At 50.1% G+C, this 20,103-nt stretch carries 18 protein-coding genes; 4 read left to right on the top strand and 14 right to left on the bottom strand.

Going from position 1 to position 20,103, the window contains the following annotated elements; translation table 11 throughout:
• Positions 1 to 81: 81 nt before the first annotated feature.
• The 9 genes from CLV83_RS12025 to CLV83_RS11985 all read right to left on the bottom strand — a co-directional run bounded on the left by CLV83_RS12025 (position 82) and on the right by CLV83_RS11985 (position 8,906).
• Positions 82 to 1,074, bottom strand: coding sequence for an NAD-dependent epimerase/dehydratase family protein (locus CLV83_RS12025; protein ID WP_132292406.1), 993 nt, complete (start codon positions 1,072 to 1,074; stop codon positions 82 to 84).
• Positions 1,071 to 2,057 (bottom strand): fumarylacetoacetate hydrolase family protein, encoded by a 987-nt coding sequence (locus CLV83_RS12020; protein ID WP_132292403.1) that lies wholly within the window; start codon positions 2,055 to 2,057, stop codon positions 1,071 to 1,073. Before CLV83_RS12020 ends, CLV83_RS12025 begins: the two co-directional genes overlap by 4 nt.
• A 42-nt stretch (positions 2,058 to 2,099) precedes the next feature.
• Positions 2,100 to 2,678, bottom strand: a complete 579-nt coding sequence (locus CLV83_RS12015) for a cupin domain-containing protein (protein ID WP_132292400.1) — start codon at positions 2,676 to 2,678, stop codon at positions 2,100 to 2,102.
• Positions 2,679 to 2,697: 19 nt separating this feature from the next.
• Positions 2,698 to 3,501: a cyclase family protein gene (locus CLV83_RS12010; RefSeq protein WP_132292397.1), complete on the bottom strand. Its 804-nt coding sequence runs from the start codon at positions 3,499 to 3,501 to the stop codon at positions 2,698 to 2,700.
• A 72-nt stretch (positions 3,502 to 3,573) separates the two neighbouring features.
• Entirely contained in the window at positions 3,574 to 4,707 is a 1,134-nt protein-coding gene (locus tag CLV83_RS12005; protein WP_132292394.1) for an FAD-dependent oxidoreductase, read from the bottom strand.
• A 30-nt stretch (positions 4,708 to 4,737) separates the two neighbouring features.
• Entirely contained in the window at positions 4,738 to 5,082 is a 345-nt protein-coding gene (locus CLV83_RS12000; protein ID WP_132292391.1) for a Rieske (2Fe-2S) protein, read from the bottom strand.
• Between the two features lies 1 nt (position 5,083).
• Complete coding sequence (locus CLV83_RS11995) at positions 5,084 to 6,010, bottom strand: VOC family protein (protein ID WP_132292388.1); 927 nt, start codon at positions 6,008 to 6,010, stop codon at positions 5,084 to 5,086.
• Positions 6,011 to 6,047: 37 nt separating this feature from the next.
• A complete protein-coding gene (locus CLV83_RS11990) occupies positions 6,048 to 7,205 on the bottom strand; it encodes an alpha/beta hydrolase family protein (protein WP_132292385.1) in 1,158 nt (385 codons plus the stop codon).
• 294 nt (positions 7,206 to 7,499) lie between these two features.
• Positions 7,500 to 8,906: a phosphatase PAP2/dual specificity phosphatase family protein gene (locus tag CLV83_RS11985; protein ID WP_132292382.1), complete on the bottom strand. Its 1,407-nt coding sequence runs from the start codon at positions 8,904 to 8,906 to the stop codon at positions 7,500 to 7,502.
• Positions 8,907 to 9,216: 310 nt separating this feature from the next.
• Here CLV83_RS11985 and CLV83_RS11980 point away from each other — a divergent pair, with 310 nt between their 5' ends.
• On the top strand, positions 9,217 to 9,951 hold the full coding sequence (locus tag CLV83_RS11980; RefSeq protein WP_132292379.1) for a TraX family protein: 735 nt from the start codon (positions 9,217 to 9,219) through the stop codon (positions 9,949 to 9,951).
• Between the two features lie 210 nt (positions 9,952 to 10,161).
• On the opposite strand, the gene CLV83_RS11975 is transcribed toward CLV83_RS11980, so the two are convergent.
• The 5 genes from CLV83_RS11975 to xrtD all read right to left on the bottom strand — a co-directional run bounded on the left by CLV83_RS11975 (position 10,162) and on the right by xrtD (position 16,215).
• Positions 10,162 to 10,677, bottom strand: a complete 516-nt coding sequence (locus CLV83_RS11975) for a glycosyltransferase (protein WP_132292376.1) — start codon at positions 10,675 to 10,677, stop codon at positions 10,162 to 10,164.
• Positions 10,674 to 11,117, bottom strand: coding sequence for a glycosyltransferase family protein (locus tag CLV83_RS11970; RefSeq protein ID WP_132292373.1), 444 nt, complete (start codon positions 11,115 to 11,117; stop codon positions 10,674 to 10,676). Before CLV83_RS11970 ends, CLV83_RS11975 begins: the two co-directional genes overlap by 4 nt.
• Before the next feature lie 190 nt (positions 11,118 to 11,307).
• On the bottom strand, positions 11,308 to 12,204 hold the full coding sequence (locus tag CLV83_RS11965) for an ExeA family protein (RefSeq protein WP_132292370.1): 897 nt from the start codon (positions 12,202 to 12,204) through the stop codon (positions 11,308 to 11,310).
• A 20-nt stretch (positions 12,205 to 12,224) separates the two neighbouring features.
• Positions 12,225 to 14,606, bottom strand: a complete 2,382-nt coding sequence (locus CLV83_RS11960) for a tetratricopeptide repeat protein (RefSeq protein WP_132292367.1) — start codon at positions 14,604 to 14,606, stop codon at positions 12,225 to 12,227.
• Between the two features lie 34 nt (positions 14,607 to 14,640).
• Positions 14,641 to 16,215 carry a VPLPA-CTERM-specific exosortase XrtD gene (gene xrtD / locus CLV83_RS11955; protein WP_165900295.1) on the bottom strand — a complete coding sequence of 525 codons (1,575 nt, stop codon included), beginning with the start codon at positions 16,213 to 16,215 and terminating at the stop codon, positions 14,641 to 14,643.
• A 762-nt stretch (positions 16,216 to 16,977) separates the two neighbouring features.
• Here xrtD and CLV83_RS11950 point away from each other — a divergent pair.
• The 3 genes from CLV83_RS11950 (at position 16,978) to CLV83_RS22915 (ending at position 19,975) form a co-directional block, all read left to right on the top strand.
• Positions 16,978 to 17,892: a glycosyltransferase family 2 protein gene (locus tag CLV83_RS11950; RefSeq protein ID WP_132292361.1), complete on the top strand. Its 915-nt coding sequence runs from the start codon at positions 16,978 to 16,980 to the stop codon at positions 17,890 to 17,892.
• Positions 17,879 to 18,829, top strand: coding sequence for a glycosyltransferase family 2 protein (locus tag CLV83_RS11945; RefSeq protein ID WP_132292358.1), 951 nt, complete (start codon positions 17,879 to 17,881; stop codon positions 18,827 to 18,829). Before CLV83_RS11950 ends, CLV83_RS11945 begins: the two co-directional genes overlap by 14 nt.
• Before the next feature lie 63 nt (positions 18,830 to 18,892).
• On the top strand, positions 18,893 to 19,975 hold the full coding sequence (locus tag CLV83_RS22915) for an acyltransferase family protein (RefSeq protein ID WP_132292355.1): 1,083 nt from the start codon (positions 18,893 to 18,895) through the stop codon (positions 19,973 to 19,975).
• Positions 19,976 to 20,103 lie beyond the last annotated feature (128 nt).

Raw genomic sequence — 20,103 nt, 5'->3', positions numbered from 1 at the left:
CAACAGATAGAAGCCTCAACAGTAATCCGGTTCTCGGCACATGCCAAGTGCAATTCCCAGTATCACAGTCGGGATTAGTGTTCAGACCACCTGGCGATACAAAGCGCGACTGATCAGACTTTGAATATCCCCATCATGTTTGAAACCCACCGCAAGAGCTGCGCTGGAGTCCAGCATAGGGAAGCGACCAAATACCTTTTCCAGAGCCGCATCGGGCTGGTATTCAACGCTTTCAGCGCGGTCCTGGCCAAAGCGTTCAGCGAGCCCTGCTACCACTTCACCAACCGTCAGTCTGAGTACCGGCAGGGTGTAATCGCAGCGCTGTTCCCACGCTGGATCGCGATCGGTCGCGGCATGAATCAGATTATCCACACAGCAACCCACCGACATCCACCAGGCCACCGCATCCGGCGATACCGGGCAAACCATCGGCTCAGCGGCAGACAGTTTCCAGAACAGGTCGCTCATAAATGCCGAGCGCAGACCAGAAGGTTGTGGCGGCCGGGCAACGATTCCGGGCAGGCGCAGGATACGGGCATCGATCCAGCCACGCCGGTGATAATCCTTTACCAACACCTCGGCGGCGAGCTTCTGCGCACCATAACTCAATAGGGGATTCATGGTTGAGTCATCGGTCACCGGATCCGGCATCGGCGCGCCATACACGGCGATGGAGCTGGAGAACAGAAACAGCGGGCGCTGCCTCTGCGACAGATCTTGCGACTGCGCTTGGGACTGTTCTTGGGACTGTTCTTCGGACTGAAGCCGCGCCAGCTCCAGCATCGCCAGCGTAGCGCGCAGGTTCACATCCAGCCCCAGCTCGTAGTTATCTTCGGCGGCGCCGCCTGGGATACTGGCCAGGTGATAGATAACCTCCGGCCTGCCGGCGAACGCCTGCTCCAGCACCCCGGTATCGACAATACTGCCGCTGACCGCAGTTATGCGCGGGTCATCCGGTAAACCATCGACCATGCAGTCCACAACGGTTAACTGCTCAATCGCAGGATCTGTCAGTAGACGCTGCACCAGTGCCCGGCCGACAAAGCCGTTACCGCCGGTGACCAGCACCTTCATCTTTTGCTATCCGCCTGCACAAAGCGATGATCGATGGCGCCGAAGATCGACTGGCCGTCGCGGCCAAACATCTCGAAACGCAGTCTTTCACCGAAATGAAGGAAATCGGTCTTCGGCTCACCGCACTCGATCACATCGATAGCGCGGCGCTCGGCGAGGCAAGCTGAGCCCACCTTGTTGTACTTCTCATTGGAGAAGGTACCGCTACCAAGCACCATGCCGGCGCGCAGGTTGCGGTTGTAGCACAGGTGCGCAATCAGCTCGCCAAAGCTGAAGTCCATCTCGCCACCATTAGGATTGCCGAACCACTCGCCATTACGCGATACGTTCATATCCAGATGCACGCGCCCCTCTTTCCAGTCCTCACCCAGCTCATCCGGCGTGACAGCAACCGGGCCGAACACGGTGGCCGGTTTGGCCAGCAGAAAACCGAACCCGAGCTGGATCTCCTTGAACAGATGGGCACGCATACTGACATCGTTCATCAACACCAGCAGACGGACCTTGCTTTCCGCTTCCGCCGGCGTGACGCCCATGGGGGTATCATCGAGGATGACCGCGACCTCGCCCTCAAAATCACCGTTATCCGCCTCTGACGGGAACGGGTAATCCTCGCAGGGGCCACGGAAATCGTCGCCCTGGCGCTGAATCATGATCGGTCGGTTATCTTCGTTCTTAATGGTCAGATTGAACGCCTGCTCCATGATGTTGCCATGATTGAGGAAGGCCGAACCATCGACGAACTGATGAGTGCGCGGCAGCGGTGCCATCACCTGGGCCGGGTCGAAAAACAGTGTCTCACTGAGCTCGCCGTTATTAAGCTGGGCATACTGCTGCTGCAGACCGGGCTCAAAATCGGACCAGTTTTCCAGTAACTGCTGCATGGTGTTAACGCCCTGCGCCTTGACCGCACGGCTCAGATCACGGGAGACGACCAGCAGCTGTCCATCACGGCTGCCGTCATTAAGAGTGGCCAGTTTCATCCTTTATATCCCTCTTTTAATACTTTTTATTCTGTGCCCGGCCTAGCGGGCTTCGAGTGCTTCGGCCAGCGCCGGATCATAGCGGCCATCGACCAGGATAAAGGCGATGCGGCAGGGCTTGCCGGAGCGGTTGGCCCAGGCATGATTGGTACCGCGCTGCACCACGACGCTGCCCGGTTTTAAAGTGACCTCGCCCCTGTCGAGCACCAGCACCAGTTCGCCCTCCAGCAAGATGCCGTAATCCACCGTTTCGGTACGGTGCATCAGCGGATGGGGTGAATCGGCCTTCACGGTAGAAGCCTCGACCTCACCGATCTGGCTGAACGCCGCATCCATCGCCTCGGCGCCGCGGGCGAGAAACTCTTCGCTGTCCGGCGGAATATCGACGATGCGGATACGGGTGCCCGATGCCGGTGGCGACAGCTGCAGATCGCCCAGGGTGGGATCTTCACCGTTATCCACGATGGCCGGTGTCGCACCGGTGGCCCATATTTCATGAAAAATCGTGCCCGGTATCGATTCGATCTCGACCACCTTGGGCGGTGCGCCCTCGCTGGCAACCACGGCATTGCCCTCGGCATCATGGCCGGTGACTACTCGATGAATCGGCGGAAAGCTCATGCCTTTCTCCCTGCTCTATTCACTCTTCGTCAAAAATCGCCACGGCACGGGTCCAGCCAGCGGAGGCACCACGAATCTTGTGAGGGAAGCAGCTGATCATAAAGCCGGTAGCCGGCAGGGCTTCCAGGTTATGCAGCTTTTCCAGGTGGCAGTAGCCGATATCACGGCCGGCCTTATGCCCTTCCCAGATCAGGCTTTTGTCACCGGTTTCGCGGATACGCTCGGCGGTGTAGCTGAACGGGGCATCCCAGCTCCAGGCATCGGTGCCGGTCAGGCGCACACCGCGTTCGAGCAGGTACATGGTCGCTTCATAGCCCATACCACAGCCGGCGTTCACGTAGTCGTTATTGCCGTAGCGGGAGCCGGCGCGGGTGTTCACCACCACGATATCCAGCGGCTGCAGTTCATGCCCGATCCGCTTGAGCTCCTCTTCAACCTCTTTGGCCGTTACCACGTGACCATCCGGCAGGTGACGGAAGTCGAGCTTTACGCCCTGCTGAAAGCACCATTCCAGCGGCACCTGGTCGATGGTCATGGAGGGCTTTTTCTCACCCAGTTTGGCGTCCTGGGTGGAGTGAAAATGGTAAGGCGCATCCAGATGAGTGCCACTATGCGTGGTGCAGGTGACCCATTCAGCAGCGGCCGCCTCACCATCGGGGAAATCTTCCGGCGTGGTACCCGGCAGCATCTGCACAAACTCATGCACGGTTTCGTCATGGGTCTGGTAGGTAATTTTCGGCGCCAGCGGCGGTGGATCGGAGAGAACATCGTTTTCCAGAAAGATCGACAGATCGACGAAACGACGCTTGGGATTGATCGCCATTGTTTGTCTCCTAAAAACTGTGGGGAGCAACGCCCGGAGGAAGCCGGGCGTTAAACCGAAGCTGAGCTGACCTCAGATCGGCTGTGCCAGCGTGGCCATGGACTCACGCATGATGCTCGCGTGCTCGTCACGGCTGCCGCCGCTCTTCTCGATCTCGCACAGCGCGGCGGAGTTCTCGATCACCATGCGGCAACGCTCCCAGCGGCGCGCTTCGAACGCCTTGAGACCGGTCTCGATATCGGCGCTTTTATCCAGCTCTTCGGCCAGCACCATGGCGCTCTCGATACCTATGCCGGCACCGGAGGCCAGATGCGGTGTGGTGGCGTGGGCGGCATCGCCGATCATCACGATGCGACCGGTGTGCCAGGGTAGCGGCACCAGCAGATTAGCCAGCGGACGGTAGTCCACGTTGGCATCCGGTTTGTCCAGCTCGTTGGCCAGCTCCTGCAGCATCGGCGCAGGGAATTCACGCACCAGAGCAGCCAGCACTTCGGCTTGTTTTTCCGGTTCCACGCGATCATCGATGGCGCGATCTTCGGTCAGAAACATGTACATATGGGTTTCGGAGATCGGGTTTACGCCGACCTTGGTGCGGCCCATCCACATGCGCGGACGCACCACGTCGGCCGGTCGCGGCAGCACGGCACGCCAGACGCTCTGATGAATCGGTTTGGGCTGAGGCGCATCGGGAAAATAGGTTTTACGCACACTGGAGTGGACGCCATCGGCAGCCACCACCAGGTCATATTCGGCTTCAGTGCCATCGGTAAACTGGACGCGAGCGCCGTTTCCTGTCTGGGTAATCTCGCTGTAGCTCAGCCCCAGGCGTACGTTGGTGCCCACTTCCAGACACTTGTCCGCCAGGATCTTGGCCAGCGCCGGGCGCAGAATCCCGCCACCGCCCGGCAGTTCACGCTCATGCACCGGCGGACGTGTGGGCAGCTGCACGACAAACTCGCCGGTGGCGGCGAACACGTCGAAATTTTCGCTGACGTAGCCATGTTCCTCGAACTGTTCGTAGACTCCCAGTTCGTCGAGCGCACGCAGCGACGGGCCATTAATGGAGATACCTGCGCCTTCCGGGCGCCATTTTTCGTCGATCTCTACCAGATCAACCTCAACACCGGCCTTGCGAAAAGAGATCGCCGCCGACATGCCGGAAAATCCGCCCCCAATCACGAGGACCTTGTTCAAACCCGCTGCCATGATGACACTCCTGTTGTTCTTATCTTTGTTTTATTCGGTCAGGTAGACGTTTCCATCCCGGTCCTGCGACAGGGGCACCGCTGTCAGGGAAGCCCCCTGGCAGGGCCCATCAATACAGAGACCGGATTCAATATCGAATTGCGCGCCGTGGGCGAAGCAGACGATCAGCGAACTCTCTTTATTGAGGTACGCGTGCCTGCGCCAGGCCATGGGAGCGCCGGGCTGGTGGGGGCAGCTGTTGCGATAGGCGTACAGGACGCCTTCGCGATGCACGACAAACAGCTCGTCCTGACCGTCCCCATCCAGATCGAAGCCTTTCGACTCCCCTTCCGGCAACTCGTCGATAGCGCACAACCGCTGAGGGTTGCGGGACAAGTTACTTGCCTCCGCCCGGCCCCGGAATCCACTTCTCGCGATACTGGAACAGGAACGCCTGGGAGATCTCTGCACTGATCGGAATTTCACGGGCAACCCACTGCTCGTCGTGCAGGTCCATATCCGCGTCCATCTCCATGCGGGCACCGAACGGGCTGTTGAAATACCAGAACCAGTTGGAGCCCATCTGGTGACGGCCCGGGCCCCAGAACGACTGGTAGCCCTTTTCGACCATGCGGCTGCCGGCGAGCATCACCTCGGTGGGGCCACCGAAGTGGAAGGTGAAGTGCTCAAGACCACGCATGAACTCGGGTGCCTGGATCATGAACAGGGTGTGATGATCCTGGGTGCCGCCCGGTTGCATGAACGGACCAGCGCCCACCAGACGATCAGTGACGCGGAAACCAAGACGATCACGGTAGAAGGCTTCGGCCTTGTCGCCATCGGGCACGAAGTAAACCAGGTGAGACAGAGAGCGCGGAGTAATTTTTACGCTGGGGTCTACGCCTAGCTCGTTCAACTCACGTTTTGGCGCGTTGCTGCCCGGTGAGTGAACCACTTCGGCAGGCGCTTCATAGTCCCGGCGGATGGTGAGCTGAAAACCAAGGGTGAAGCCCATATCATCTACGGATTCGATAGACCCATCCACCAAACGGCTCACTTCGCGATCTTTACCAAGCTCCTCGGCAATCGCGTTCAGAGTAGCTTCGTCTGCCACGCCGTAGAGTGTCTTGCGCAGCTGACAGCCATTGCCCATATCGGCAGGCAGGCTTGTATCGTCTTTAGCAGCGATAACGATGGCCGTGCCATCCATCGCTTCAAAGCGGCCATCACCGACCGGAGTCAGGCCATAATCGGTCAGGTATTGGGTGCAGGCTTCCAGGTCATCGACCCCAAAAAGCAGCGCGTCCGGTCCTATAATTTTCATACTTGATCCTCGTTATTATTCTTAGATGCTGGTCGACTTATGCGGTGTGACCACCCAGCTTTTCGGCGACCCAGTCTACGATATATGCACCGCTGTTAGCGGAGTTATCGAAGCTGCCGTGCTGAATACCGCCTTCCCGCTTGGTGAATACCTTCAACTCACGGTCGGGACTGTTCACCAGCTGATCGTAGGTACGCTGGGCATACTCCAGCGGAATCTGTGAATCCTTTTCACCGTGAGTCACCAGGAACGGCACCCGGATGTTCTCTACGACGCCATCCAGATGCACTTTTTCGGCGATCTGCATAAATTCATCGATATCCTTGGCGCCCCAGACCCAGCAGACGTGTTCCCAGTAATGCGGCACCGGGAAATCGCCCTCACGCTTGAGACGTGCCTTCTGCACGGCGCGCCAGTCGTGGTTTGCACCCCAGACAACACCGCAGGCAAAGCGCGGCTCATAGGCCACGGCACGCGGGCAGTAGTAACCGCCTAAAGAGACGCCTTCCATACCGATCCGCTTGGAATCGACTTCTGGATGCTGCTCCAGCCAATCCACCACCTGGGAGGCCCAGTGCTCGGCGTTGTAGATCGCTTTCAGCCCCTGCAGGCGCAGTGCCTCGCCGGTACCCGGCTGATCGATAATCAGAGAGGACACACCACGCTTGGCCAGCCAGCCCGGCATGCCAACGAAGTACTTCATCTCCTTGGTGGAATCGAGGCCGTTAACCTGCACCAACAGCGGCGCCTCGCCTTCAACACCTTCTGCCCGGACGTAAAGGCCGGTCAAAAAAGAATCACCGTAGGGAATCTCGACCCGAATGCAGTTATCTTTCGCCAGGTCGATACCACGCAAGAAGCTATCCAGAAAACGCTGGTAAAGCGCCTCGCGGCCTTCAGAGCCATGCCCCTGCAGACGCTCGGCGGTGATGTAGTAGTTGGAAGCGCGCTTATATTTGTCACCGGCGGAGATCATCCTGCCGCGCTCTTCATCCTCTCTGGCAAGCTCACAGAGCTTGTCAGCCATCTTTTCCCAGCTTTCCCGGAATGCCCGTGTACCTTCGGCATCCTGCTGCTTGGCGGCTTCCTGAAGCGGGCCGCACATCTCTTCGATTTCACCGATTCTGGCGCCCATCTCGATAGAGAGATCTACCGACAGGTTCCAGACATAATTGGTTGGAAAGTATTTGAACACCGCAACTACCCCGATAGCTATTATCTAAACGTCGCCCTTGAGAACGAGTGACTTTGCGACTTTCACAGGCTACTCGGCGCGCTAACATCGTAAAAATCGTTTGACCGGATGACATATATCGATTTTGCAGATACCTAACCGACATGCAGCCAGGCACTGGCTGAGGCGAGGCATAGGTGAAGGGAAGGTGAGGCAAAGGTGAAGGAAAGATAAAGAGAGGAAGCGAGATTGCTGCTGACAGCCTTAGCCGCCAGCAGCATTTACAAAGGTCATGGCAGCGAATGAGCCGCGACTTTATAGGGAAGAAGCATCGGAGGCTGCTGCAGTAATCGCTTCGAAACTGATCGGCTTATCGGCTCTGGCACTTTGATGTGAGGCGAGCTGCTCCAGCACCCTGCGGTGTTTATCTGACAGTTTGATCTGTGGGCGCGCCGTTTCAATCTGCGTAATCGCATCATCCACGCTCGTCCCGGGTCGATAGCACAGCAACCAGGCAGCAACGGCCATGGCGCTGCGCGAGACCCCCAGAGCACAACACACCAGTATCGGGCCCGACTGGCGATACCTTTCAATATGATCGGCAGCACGAAGACACTGATCGGTGCTGGGCACCGTTAGATCCAACACCGGTACCGAGCAATAGTGGGCGGGCTTAGCTTTACGCAACACCCCTAGCGGCAGCTCCGCACAGAGATCGACAATGCCGCAGTAGCGCCCTGCTTCCCGGCCTGAGGGCAGCCGTCCGAGATAGACGTTTTCATCGACCAGGCTGGCGTTCGGGTAGTTGAAAGTCCAGCCGCGCGAGTTCAACCAGGCCGCCGCCGTATAGGGCATGAACAACAGCTGTGTCGTGAGGCTAAACCGACCCTCGGATCGCTTTTGAAACCCGTCAGCTCCGATCAGCAGATAGTTCAGCGCGACCAAACTCAGCGATGTAACCGGCCAAAACAGCCACAGCCCCCAAGGCTGGAGATAGACGGCAAGCGCAGCCGTTAAAATAGCTACCGCCAGGTAAGCAAGTCCCAACTTCAGACGTCGCGGCAACAGCGGATTGGCCGGCGCTCTGAAGACTTCGAGACTGAACATCCGGTACACCGGCTTCTCTTCGAATGGCCACAACCAGCAGCACAAACAACCCGCCAGTATACCGGTAGGCAGATCGATAAAATGGTGCTGCCAGGTAGTGAGCACCGATAGCCCTATCAGGAAAAACCAGCCATGAATCAGCCAGTGCCAGCGTTGTGCACAGTACTCACGGAAACAGGACCAGATAACAACTAACAGTGCGATATGCAGTGAAGGCGCCTGGTTAAAGGGCTTATCAAAACCCATCAGAATATCGAAAAGATGCCCAAACACCCCGCCGGTATCCGGCCGGGTAAACGAGAAATGCAGCGGCCAGAGCATAAAGCAGGTCACACAGATGACCTGTACACTCAGCAACCGCAGTCCCAGGCGGTGAATGCTGGTTCGTGTCCGCGGTAGCAGCAGCGACAGTCCATAAAGCAGATCGATCGACCAGTAGGGAATAATCGTCCAGGCCCAAAACGGCATATGCTGTTCCCAGGCAAATACCAGGCTATCGACCTCTGGCAGCTGAGCTGCGTAACGGTTGGCGAGGTTATAGGTAATAAAGAAGAACGGCGCGAGGAAGAGCAGCCAGATCAACCTCAGCCGGAAAAAAGGAAAAGCCCTCGCCATAAAACCTGGATCCCTGTCCTGATGACACCTGATTCAAACGGCCATCCTGGCCGCGGCTATTTATCACACTTTGTACGACCTGCTCATTATCGCTCGCTACCCCCAATTCACGCTTTCACAGGTTTGTACCTTGCGGGTCAGCCAGCTATCTCGTACAACGAACGGGCTTTGAAACTGCCCAAAGCAGATCACTGAGTTTATCTGTCGAGACCTGGAACTGGATACTCCCAGTGCCGGTTCTTGGCATCCAGTGAACTGCGGATGCGCTCTCCTGTCCATAACTAACCGGATACAAGGAGTAGATCTGCCGATGCAACCTCAGTCTTCAAACGATATCGTTCAACCATCCATGCCCGTCGAGCAAACAGCTCGCAATAAAAACGTCTGGGTGGCTTACGCGCAATGGATCGCGATTATTACCATGACGCTGGAGCACAGTTTCCATTATCTCTGGCCGGACTCTCCACTCGCGCCCTGGACCCAGACCGCTGGCCGCACCGCCTTTCCTCTCTTCGCCGCATTAATCGCCTGGCACCTGGTACATAACACCCGCCGCCCCTATATCTACGGCCTCAGGGTTTTGGTACTCGCAGCGATTAGCCAGATTCCCTATTTCTTCGTCATGGACAACGGCAAGCTGAATGTCTGCTTTACGCTTGCACTTGGACTGCTCGCATTCGCCACCGTCGACCGGATCGATAAAGGTGCCCTTAAGCTCCTGGCCGCCGGCGGCATGTTATTGCTTGCCTTAGCGGTCAACCCGTATTTCGAATACAAACTCTGGGGCTTGCTGCTGGTACCTGCCTTTGCATTTGGATTCAGATACCGAGACCAACTCATAAGCCTGGTCCCCGCCTTGACGATCTGCGCGCTGATTAACCACGCACAGATCTCGATCCTGATCAGCTTTCTCACCGGCTGCGCCGTTTTCGCCGTCTCCCAGGTCAACCTGGATCGCGCCCCTATTCCGGGCATTCCCCGTTGGCTGCGCCAGTCCTGGTACCCTTTGCATCTTGGAGTTATCGCCTTGGTGGTTTGGGCCTGACGTGGGGTTCTAGCTGGATAAAACAGCGACTGCTACATAGCTGCAAAACGGATGGAAAAGAGAAGGATTAATCACTGACTGAACTACCTGATAAACGTGCTGCTATTCTGATCGACCATCGCCTGACTTGATCGATTTCGGAATAGCACACGCTTTATCAAAGACAGGGCGTTTCACTCCGCCTAAAAGCCACTTCTTACGTGGGTTTTATCACGGTTCTTTACGGCGTGATGTGCTCAGTTCAAAGTGTTCTGATACAAAGCCTGAAATTCGCTCGATCAATTGACCTGACACTTTAAGCTGATCGCTATAGCCCTCTGCAGGCGCTGATAACCGCGCTTCTAATGCGATTTTCAGCTGCTCAGAATTTTCTACGATAGATATACCAGCGAGCTTGCCAAACATCTGTGCAGAGCCTCGTTGGTGATCATTTCGATGTTCACCGAGATCGAAGCGACGCGGCATCAACACCAAAGGTTTTTTATGCTCGACTCCTGAAATGATCGTCCCCATACCAACGTGGCCCACTATCACCCTAGCTTCAGCAAGTTTTAATTGATAGTCCTGCGGCGATATCAACCGTGTCGTTTCCATATGCTTGGGCGAATACTGGGTATCTCCGATTTGAGCGAATACCTGGTGATGAGGGTTCTGCGCGGCCCATTCATCCATCGCCTTAATCAACCTTTCATAGGGCAGCTGAGTACCGACCGTAACAAAAATCATATGACAGCCCCGGCATATTCGGGCCCGCGATCAGTGGCTAGATGCTCCCACTGTGTCAGGTACAGATCCGCGTACTTTTGTGCTTTTTTACCACAGAGAGAGAGTTCCAATGAGTTAGCAATACTATCTAGCCAGATCGTTTTAGCGCCCAGCTTCTTCCCAAACACTAACGCCCAAAGGCCCGCAGTCGCCCCCGTAGTCACTATACAATCTGGACGTTGTCGAAGAATAAGCCAAAGCACTGCGCCCCCCTGAACAGCCAATCGGAACGGACTTGAACGCGATGCATCCGGGATATAAAAGAATGGGTGGTCTGGGTTGTGCTGTCCGTAGTGTTTTTCAGTAGAGGCAAAAATCATTTCTGCCCCGGCAAAAGCGGGTTTTACCCTGGACATTTGAACCCAGTGCCCACCAGAGGAGGAGATGAGGAGTACTTTCATAAGACTTGCTCTAATCCAGATTCCGAGGCGAGATAGCTCATCATGCTAAAGCCGTTTGGGCCACTTTCGCGCCCCAACCGGGCAATACCTGATAACAGTTCAAGTTCACCGAACCAAGCCACTCTTTTAGTAGCTGAAAGTGGCACCAGGTGCCGACTAGACAAAAGAAAACGCGAAAGCATGACCAGCTTTAAACGCTCGAAGCTTCCTCTAGAGAGGAGGCATTTAACAGGTGACTTTTTGCCTGTCCCCGACGCTCAGGCTCATACCCCAACGCCAGCAGCCCTCCCGCAGCCCGGCTTTTAATCACCGAAACGATGTATTTTCCATCAATCAACTCGATCTCATCCGCAAAGCCAAACGACAAAACCGTATCGCAGATCACGTTCACAATTCGCGGAACTCCCCCGCTCAAGCGATGAATATACGCGTAGGCTTTAGAAGTAAACAAAGGCTTGGTGCGGCCACTGCTTGTTAGCCGGTGATTCACATATGACTTGGTTTCTTCGGCATCCAGTGCGGGTACATGGTAATCAACCGCTATCCGCTGAACGAACTGCTTTAGGCTCGGATGCTTGAGCTTGTCCCGTAGTTCGGGCTGTCCAACAAGAATCAACTGAATGAGCTGATCGGCACCAAAGTTAACATTTGACAGAGTTCTCAGTTCTTCAAGCAAAGGGAGCGTTAGATTCTGCGCCTCGTCGACAATCAGAATCACTTGCCGCCCCTGCTTTTTCTCTTCGTGAAGAAATCTCACAAACCGGTCATAGAGTTCGATTTGGTTATCAGAGGAATAATCCTGACCAAACGCGTACAAAACCCAGGGCAACAGCTGCCCCAGGCCAGCGTGAGTGTGGTACAGGTACCCCACTCTTTTCGACGATTCAATCTCATCAACCAGCTTAGCTAGCAGAGTTGTTTTACCGCTCCCGATTTCACCAGTAATCACCGTAAAACCGGCTTTATTAATCAACCCGTATTGCAACATTGCATACGCAGCTGCGTGTACTTCTCCCAGATAAAGATGGGCGGGATCTGTCTGCAGCGAGAAAGGCTTATCCTTAAACCCATAAAATGCTTCGTACAAGGAAAACTCCTTTAACCTTATCAGAGCGTACTGAGCTGAGATTGAGCATCGCTCAACCAAGCTGGCGAGGAAGCCTCGCTAAGACTGATCGACTTCTCCAGTTCAAACCTTGCCTTATCCAAGTCACCAGAGGCTTTGTAGGCCATGCCGAGGTGATACCGAAACTCTCCGAACTCGGGCATCGATTCCACCGCGTTCTCGTGGAAATAGAGAGCATCGTTCAAATTCCCCAACTTCAGGTTAACCCAACCAACAGTATCCTGAAAATATGGGATCTCGGACTGTCGGAAGCGCTCTGACAACGCTTTCGCCTTTTCAAGATCAACGAATCCTTCCCGGTCTGTGTAGATAACAGCCAAATTGTTCGCTGCTATATCGATACTCTCATCGTCCCTTAAAACACTTTCATAGACATCTATCGCTTCTGCTGTGCGGCCCAGCTGTTCGTAAATATTGGCCCCCATCAGTTTTAGAGAGAGGGCGCGGCCCGGTACCGCAGTAATACCAGCTGCTAGTACATCCAGTGCTTCAGCCGGTTTTTCCTGCTGAAGCAGCAGCCGGGCTAACGCCCGGTACGCGGTAAGTGCCTCTGGTTGCTTGGAAATGATAAACCGGTAAGTATCAGCGGCTGAACTAACGTCCTGTTCAAAGCGGTAAAGCTCTGCCCTTAGCATCAGCGCCGCGATGTTGTCAGGGCTGACAGCAAGCACGGAGTCAATAAACGTTTTTGCACGTGCTGGTTCCCCCATAGAAACGTACGCCCGTACCATAGCAACCATTGGTCTTGTGTTGTCAGCCGCTTGATCAAAGGACTCTTTGAAAGCCGCAATACTCTGGTCATACTCCTGCTGACCCATGAATGCCGCGCCTTTTATTTCAGATGCTATCGAGCTGGTTTGCTCGAGCCCGGAAAGCCTGTCAGCGATATGCTGAGCCTCATCCCATTGCTGAGAGTTCAACTTAACTTGAGCAGCAAGCACCAAAAACTCCTGGTTGTGGGCGGCCGGAGTCTGCAATGTCCCATCAACCACCGCGTTAGCGCGCTGAAGACTATTCTGAGCCAATAACAGCTTCAGGTAAGGAACGATGACACCGGCGTTTGTTGGGGCCACTGAAAGTGCTTTTGCATATTGATCAGCCGCCAGCTCACGACGGCCAGCAGCCTGGTGTGCTTGAGCTAAGAGTGTAAGGATCTTGGGAGAGTCGGGATACTCCGGCAATATGGACCTAAGCAATAAAACAGCATCCTGAGTATCACCATTCTGTAACATACGCTGCGCCTGCAGAGCAGTACCCTGCTCGTTTTTCGGCTGAGCCTCTAACGATTTCTGTAGAAAGCCATCCCCTTCTTCAAGCTTGCCATCTCTGTATGATAATGCAGCGAGCATATTGAACGAACGAGCGCGGACGTCACTTTCTACTTCAGCTTCTGCAATATCAACCAGATAGTCCCTAGCGCTATCAGTTTGCCCGTTACCCGCGAGCATACTGGCGAAATAAAACTTAAGCTCAGCATTTTTGGGATTACGCTCTATTGCACTCTTTGCCTCGTTTTCAGCTTTTTCTATACCGTAAAACTTGCGGTAAAGATCGATCAGACCCAGTTGTGCTTTTAAGTTATCGGGCTCAGAGCCTAAAAGCTTCGCCAAAGTATCTACGGCTGAGTCGTATTCCTCAGTCGTAACGTAGGAGCTGGTCAGCGCGAAATAGTAGCCATCTTCATGAGGGTAATCATCGATAAGCCCCTGATATACAGACCGGATCCCGTCTACATCCTGCTTTTGTTGATAAGCTTGTAGACGCAAAGCCGCTACCACCTTAAGCGATCCTTCTCCAACATCCTTCAGGAGTAACAACGCGCTATCTGGATCTTGTGCTTGCAGACGCTCAGATACCAAGGCTAGCTTTGCTTCAACATTATCTGGGTCCAGACGTAGCGCAACTTCAGCCTCTTCAACCGCACGGGACGGCTCACTCAAACGTAACAAGACTAAAGCGCGAAAGGCGTGAACCTCGGCAGACTCGGGCGCGAGTTTGAGTAACGAAGCGCTGCGTGATAACGCAACATCAAGTTGCTGTGCACTTAACTCCAACTGCCCTATGTCCAAAAGCGCATCGATATGATTTGGCTGGAGCTCAAGCACACGCTGAAGATACCGATACACCTTCGGCCATTCCTGATCGTGTTCGAACACTTTAGTAACGAGATAGAGACCTTCTACATGGTCAGGATTTATTTGCAACGCATTACTGAATTCAATATGTGCCTTTTCATAATCACCTATCTCAAGATAGGATTTAGCTGAATCGATATATGTTTCAACCTTTTCTTCTGGTGACGAACAGCCGAAAAGCAAAATACTACTTGATAATACGAGTATTTTTATTGATTTAACGAACATTTAATAATCCCTTTTTAAACATTTAACCCGATTATCAACTTGGTATATAATCCGGAAGGAAAACTGACATATCCCGAACAAAATCCTGAAGTTCTTTGTCTGCCCTGTTGAAGTCATCGTTTTCAACCAATACGTTAACTCGAATTAACGCGCCATCAGTTCGGCCTTCCATAACCGAACTTTTTAATAACGATGCCCGTGCCAAATATTCGTTTGTGAACTGTACCCCACGTTGATCAATCCAATAATAAACTATTTGCGTCAATTCGCCCCTACGAATGACTGCGCGGTTTACTTCCAAATAATCAAATTTTTTCTGGAGATTAAAAGAAATGATCTGTTCATCTTCAATAATCCAGCCTCCCCCCGGAATACAGACGCGTGGAGAATGTAACGCGCTTCCGTCATGCTGTTGTGAATAATAAACCATATATAGACTAACTTGATCCGCTCGAGATCGCCCGTAAGTCCCAAGAAAATAATCATCTGGGCGCAAAATATCTAGGACGTCAGGCTCTAATAAAGTAAGCTCAACATTTTTACCATCTATTCTCATAGGGAACTGATTGAAAAGCTCTCTTTCTGGTGGAATCTGCGAATCCGCCATATAAATATAAACCAACAAAACTGCCGTGAGCAGAATCAATGATTCGGACACTAAAATTCTGTAGCTTGATATATTTGACGTTAATTTATTGGTGCTGGCGCTAGTAGATAATAGGTCAAAAAGCTCTGCGAATCGCTCCTTTCTACGAAAGAACACTTTATATATATATACTTCAAATAGCAATAAAGCTAACGCCGCCATAAAAACGACCCAACCTTCGAAGTCGTGTAAAAATCCGTCAGCGACTTCGTTCCCGTAGGCGTTGACCAAAACGCCTGTAACTGCAATCCGAAGGCTATTCATAAAAATCGTGACGGGAACTACACTCGCTATTAAAAGTACCTTGAATATCAAACCCGTACGCATAAAATAGCTAACAATCAAAGCGATACTAAGCAATGGATACAGGTAACGAAGACCACTACAGGCTTCGACAACCTGTAACTTATAAGTACCCATATCGATAATATTACCCTCTAGAAAAACGGGTATCCCGAAACTACGAATAAACCAGGTACCAAGTTCAGAAGAGATAAGCTGTAACCCGGAGGTTAAGGATGAAATCAAAAGATAAGGTAGCGGTACGACTAAACCTAACAATATAATAGGCAATATTGTAAACCTTAAAAGACGTAGGCCTCCCAATAGCAGCGAGACTCCTATTAATGCGATACAAAAAGCGTAACTTTTGACCGAAGCTATATCCGCTAACGTACTCCCAACCAGTAAAAATAGAGAGAATGCCAAGATTGGTATCCCTGTCAGGTTCGAACTTAACGGCTGTTCCGAGATTTGATCACGTTTTTGCCAAACAATATAAGCGGCCACAAAAGGCATAAATAATCCGTGGCCATACTCTTCACTCGTCCACCACTGAATAATAAGTCCATAAATCGCTTCAGAATAAACAAGTAAAACAGATAACAATAGCAATGAAGCACATTTTATAAAATAACTCTCATCATCTAGTCTTGCTGATTTATATGAATAATTAATTTGCACCCTAGGCTCCATAAAATCTACTTAAATACATTTAAATAAAAAACTTCGACTAGTATGATATAAACATCATATGATAATAATACTTTCGCTATTAATAAAATTATTCTCCGTCATCCTAAAGTGAACGGGCGATAAAAATAGAGCGCTAAAGGCTATTTAATTGCAACTATTAAATGGATAAATCTTTCCATATTAAAATCAAGAATAATTTTAGTTTATGTGACTTATTGCTATCGTTTAGCAAGAAGCCCTTTATGGTTTGCTAACTACAGATCCAGATAAATTATCTGATTTACCGTAACTAACTACCCAAAAAAACAAAATGTTAAAATGCACCAATTAAACATTTAATAAAACCCGCCACGTCCACTACCGAGATTGGAGATTGTGCGAATAAGGTAATGAACCTGTCGCTCATTCCCTGTGGCCTCACAGGCTGCAGGCCAAGCAAAAAACACTCCAAACAAATATTTCTCTTTTAAAACAATGAGATAGCCAATTAAAATCCATTAACCCAGGTGAAAAGCTGAAGGAATCCATAAAAAATACTGACGCAGATGTAATTTCTGTCGACATTATTAACATTCGATCGCTGATGCGTTTAAGAACTGTTAAGTATGTCGACAGCCGCTGCCAAAAGGGATCGGTATACCTATCTCTCCCAGGGGAAAAACGCATAAAAGGTGACAGTGTTTCGTATCCCACTGCGAGTTAGATCCTATTGGTATACTATTTGCTAAGGAGAGCTATATAAGGTACTCGATGCGCAGGAAGCGCTGGAATCCAGAGATGATTAGTCCATCAACTTCACCAAGAGTCAGCGTCATAATTCCCCATTACGACGACGTTGAGTCTTTGCGGCAATGCCTTGAAGCGCTTAACAAACTAGATACACCAAGGTCTGAGTACGAATTAGTTCTAGCAGACAACGACAGTCCTGACTTCAACACCCGTTTTGCCCCAATCGCTCACCTGGTTGATAAGGTATTAACCGTAAAACAGAAAGGAGCGGGACCCGCGAGAAATGGAGGAGTAGAGGTAGCATCCGCCCCAACCCTCGCCTTCATAGACAGCGACTGTGTACCTCATCAGGATTGGTTAAATAAAGGAATAGATAGCCTACACCATTGCGACATTGCGGGTTGCAAAGTCGTGGTAACAACACCAGAAGCTCGAGCACTAAGCGGTGCAGAAGCATTTGAGCTTTGCTTTGCATTTAATAACCAGCGCTATATTGAAGAGGAAGGCTTTACCGTAACAGCTGGTATATTTTGCAAACGTGAATTATTTAAAAAAGTTGGTGGCTTTAAAACCGGCGTATCAGAAGATAAGGAATGGTGTCATCGTGCTACTCAAAAAGGCTATATCCTAGGCTACGCTGGCCTTTCGATCATAGAGCATCCGCCAAGAAAAAACTGGGATGAATTGAAGATAAAATGGCGCCGATTAAATAGAGAAACCTATGCATTAATTCTAACTAAGCCTAACGGTAAGCTACGCTGGTTTTTAAGAACTTTACTATTACCTATCTCAGCAGTCATTCATACACCTAAAATTTTCAACTGCAAATCTTTAGTGAAACTTGAATCGAAATTATCTGCGACACAAACTCTATATAAAATACGTCTTTGGCGATTTTATGACGGACTGAGACTTATAATAGATGACATTAAATAACCAGCATCAACTAGCTATAGCTATTATCATCGTCGGATATAGAAATCCGGATGATATAATAAACTGCCTAACATCTCTGAGCGAATCCTCATATACAAACTATGAAGTTTTCATCATTGAAAACGGTGGATATGATTCTTTCGTATCTCTGCAAGAGCGTTTAAAGGCTTTTAGTGCTGGAGCCCAAGTGATCCACCTGGTTAACGCCGGACAAAACGGGGGCTTTGCAGCGGGAGTAAACATGGGCATAAAGGAAGCGAATGGTTTTGATGCATGGTGGGTGCTCAATCCCGATACGAGACCTGAACCCGACGCTTTGAAGGCTCTTGTATACAAACTAACCGTTAGTAATTATGACGCAGTAGGTGGAGTACTTCTGAAATCTGATGGAAAAATTCAATCCTTAGGAGGCTATTGGAGTATCTACAGCATAAGACCCATCTCCATCGGTAATGGTTTTAGCATCGATACACACATTGATGAAAGAAAAGTAGAAAGTAAAATGAACTACATTACTGGTGCTTCAATACTAATAAGTAAAAAATTCGTAGAAACGGTCGGCCTAATGAGAGAAGACTATTTTCTCTATTGCGAGGAGATCGAATGGTGTATAAGAGCGTTAAATCAGGGTATGAAAATAGGTTTTTCTAAAAATTCGATAGTTCACCATATTCAAGGAACAACAACCGGATCAGGAGCCGCCCCCAAAAGCCGATCAAAGCTATCTATTTTTCTAGACGAACGAAATAAAATATTAATGATGAGCGATTTAAACCATAAATTCGCAAAAATATTCTTGTCACCTCTGGCTTTGTCATTGATATTCTTTCGCTATTTCGTAAAAGGAAATATTAATTCATTTAAAATAGCTTTATCAGGCTGGTACTCAGGCATTATAAATAAAAGGGGAAAACCAAGCTTCATAGGAGAAGACTAACCCGCTACTGAATTAATAAGCTAGTCTTTACTGCCGATTCTATATATCAAAGGTTTGAATTTGATGCGATACGCACATATCGACTTCCTCCGAGCGGCACTAATGATAGGAGGTATAATAGTTCATTCGGCAACACTCGCCCTTCAACCATCACCATTTTACAGCGCGATATTTTATATCTCTAGCTTATTCCGTATGGAAACTTTTTTTATAATTTCCGGTTTTCTGACAGCGTTAACTTGTAGCAAATACGGGTATTCAATCGCGATTAAAAACAGGTTAATTCGAATTGGAATTCCTCTATTTTTTGGACTTATAATTCTTAATCCGATCACAAACCAGTTAGTGTACTTGTATCATAATGAAGGTATCGAAAAATATACCTTAAATTTATACTTTAAAAATAATCATGCCGCCAACGGACCTATGGTCTGGCACCTTCACCTTTGGTTTTTGTTTCCTCTTATCTTTTATGCATTTTTCTTGCGTCCGATTGATAAGCTTGCATCAAATAATTTTCTGAAACAGTACATAAAAGACCTTGACGATAAAAACAACATCTACATAGTTATCTTAATTTTATCATTAGCGACACTCTCAGTACTGCTAAGAATATTTTATACGCAAATAATCGTAAACTTTTTTAACTTTGAATTTAGCTTCCTATTAAGAGAGATATTATATCAATTCCCATACTATCTTTTTGGTTTTATTCTTTTCAAATATAAAGGAGCTTACAAAATTTTCCACACGCCAAGCTGGTGTTTATTCGCTTGTCTAACCACAATAGTCATCGTATTTAATGAGAACAACCCATTTAATAACGTATTTTTAAAATCTGCAGAACTGATGGTATATGCAATAACATCTTATTCGATCGCAAATATATTATTTTATCTAAGTGAGAGAAGCTTACCAAAACATAGTAATATTATAAGCTTCTACGCTAGTGCTTCCTACACTATATATATGATGCATTACCTAGTCATATATGCGATAGCATTATCATTTAAATCCTTTTTCGAAAACGAAAATATATTCATAGCTTTCTGTGCTGTTATTACCTTTATAATCACAACATTAATTCATAAGCACATGGTATCTGATAAACGAATATTACCAATTTTTCTTAACGGGAAAATATGATCCTCCTCTATAATACATAATGTTTCGTATATTAAATTTTGCTCAACCTCGTAGTTTTAATAACCTATTATTAATATCGATACTATATAACGACTATTGATAGTTATGGCTTAGTTCGCATCGATCAG

The organism is Marinobacterium mangrovicola, assembly GCF_004339595.1.
GTDB classification, from domain to species: domain Bacteria; phylum Pseudomonadota; class Gammaproteobacteria; order Pseudomonadales; family Balneatricaceae; genus Marinobacterium_D; species Marinobacterium_D mangrovicola.
This window is presented reverse-complemented; position numbering and strand designations above follow the sequence as displayed.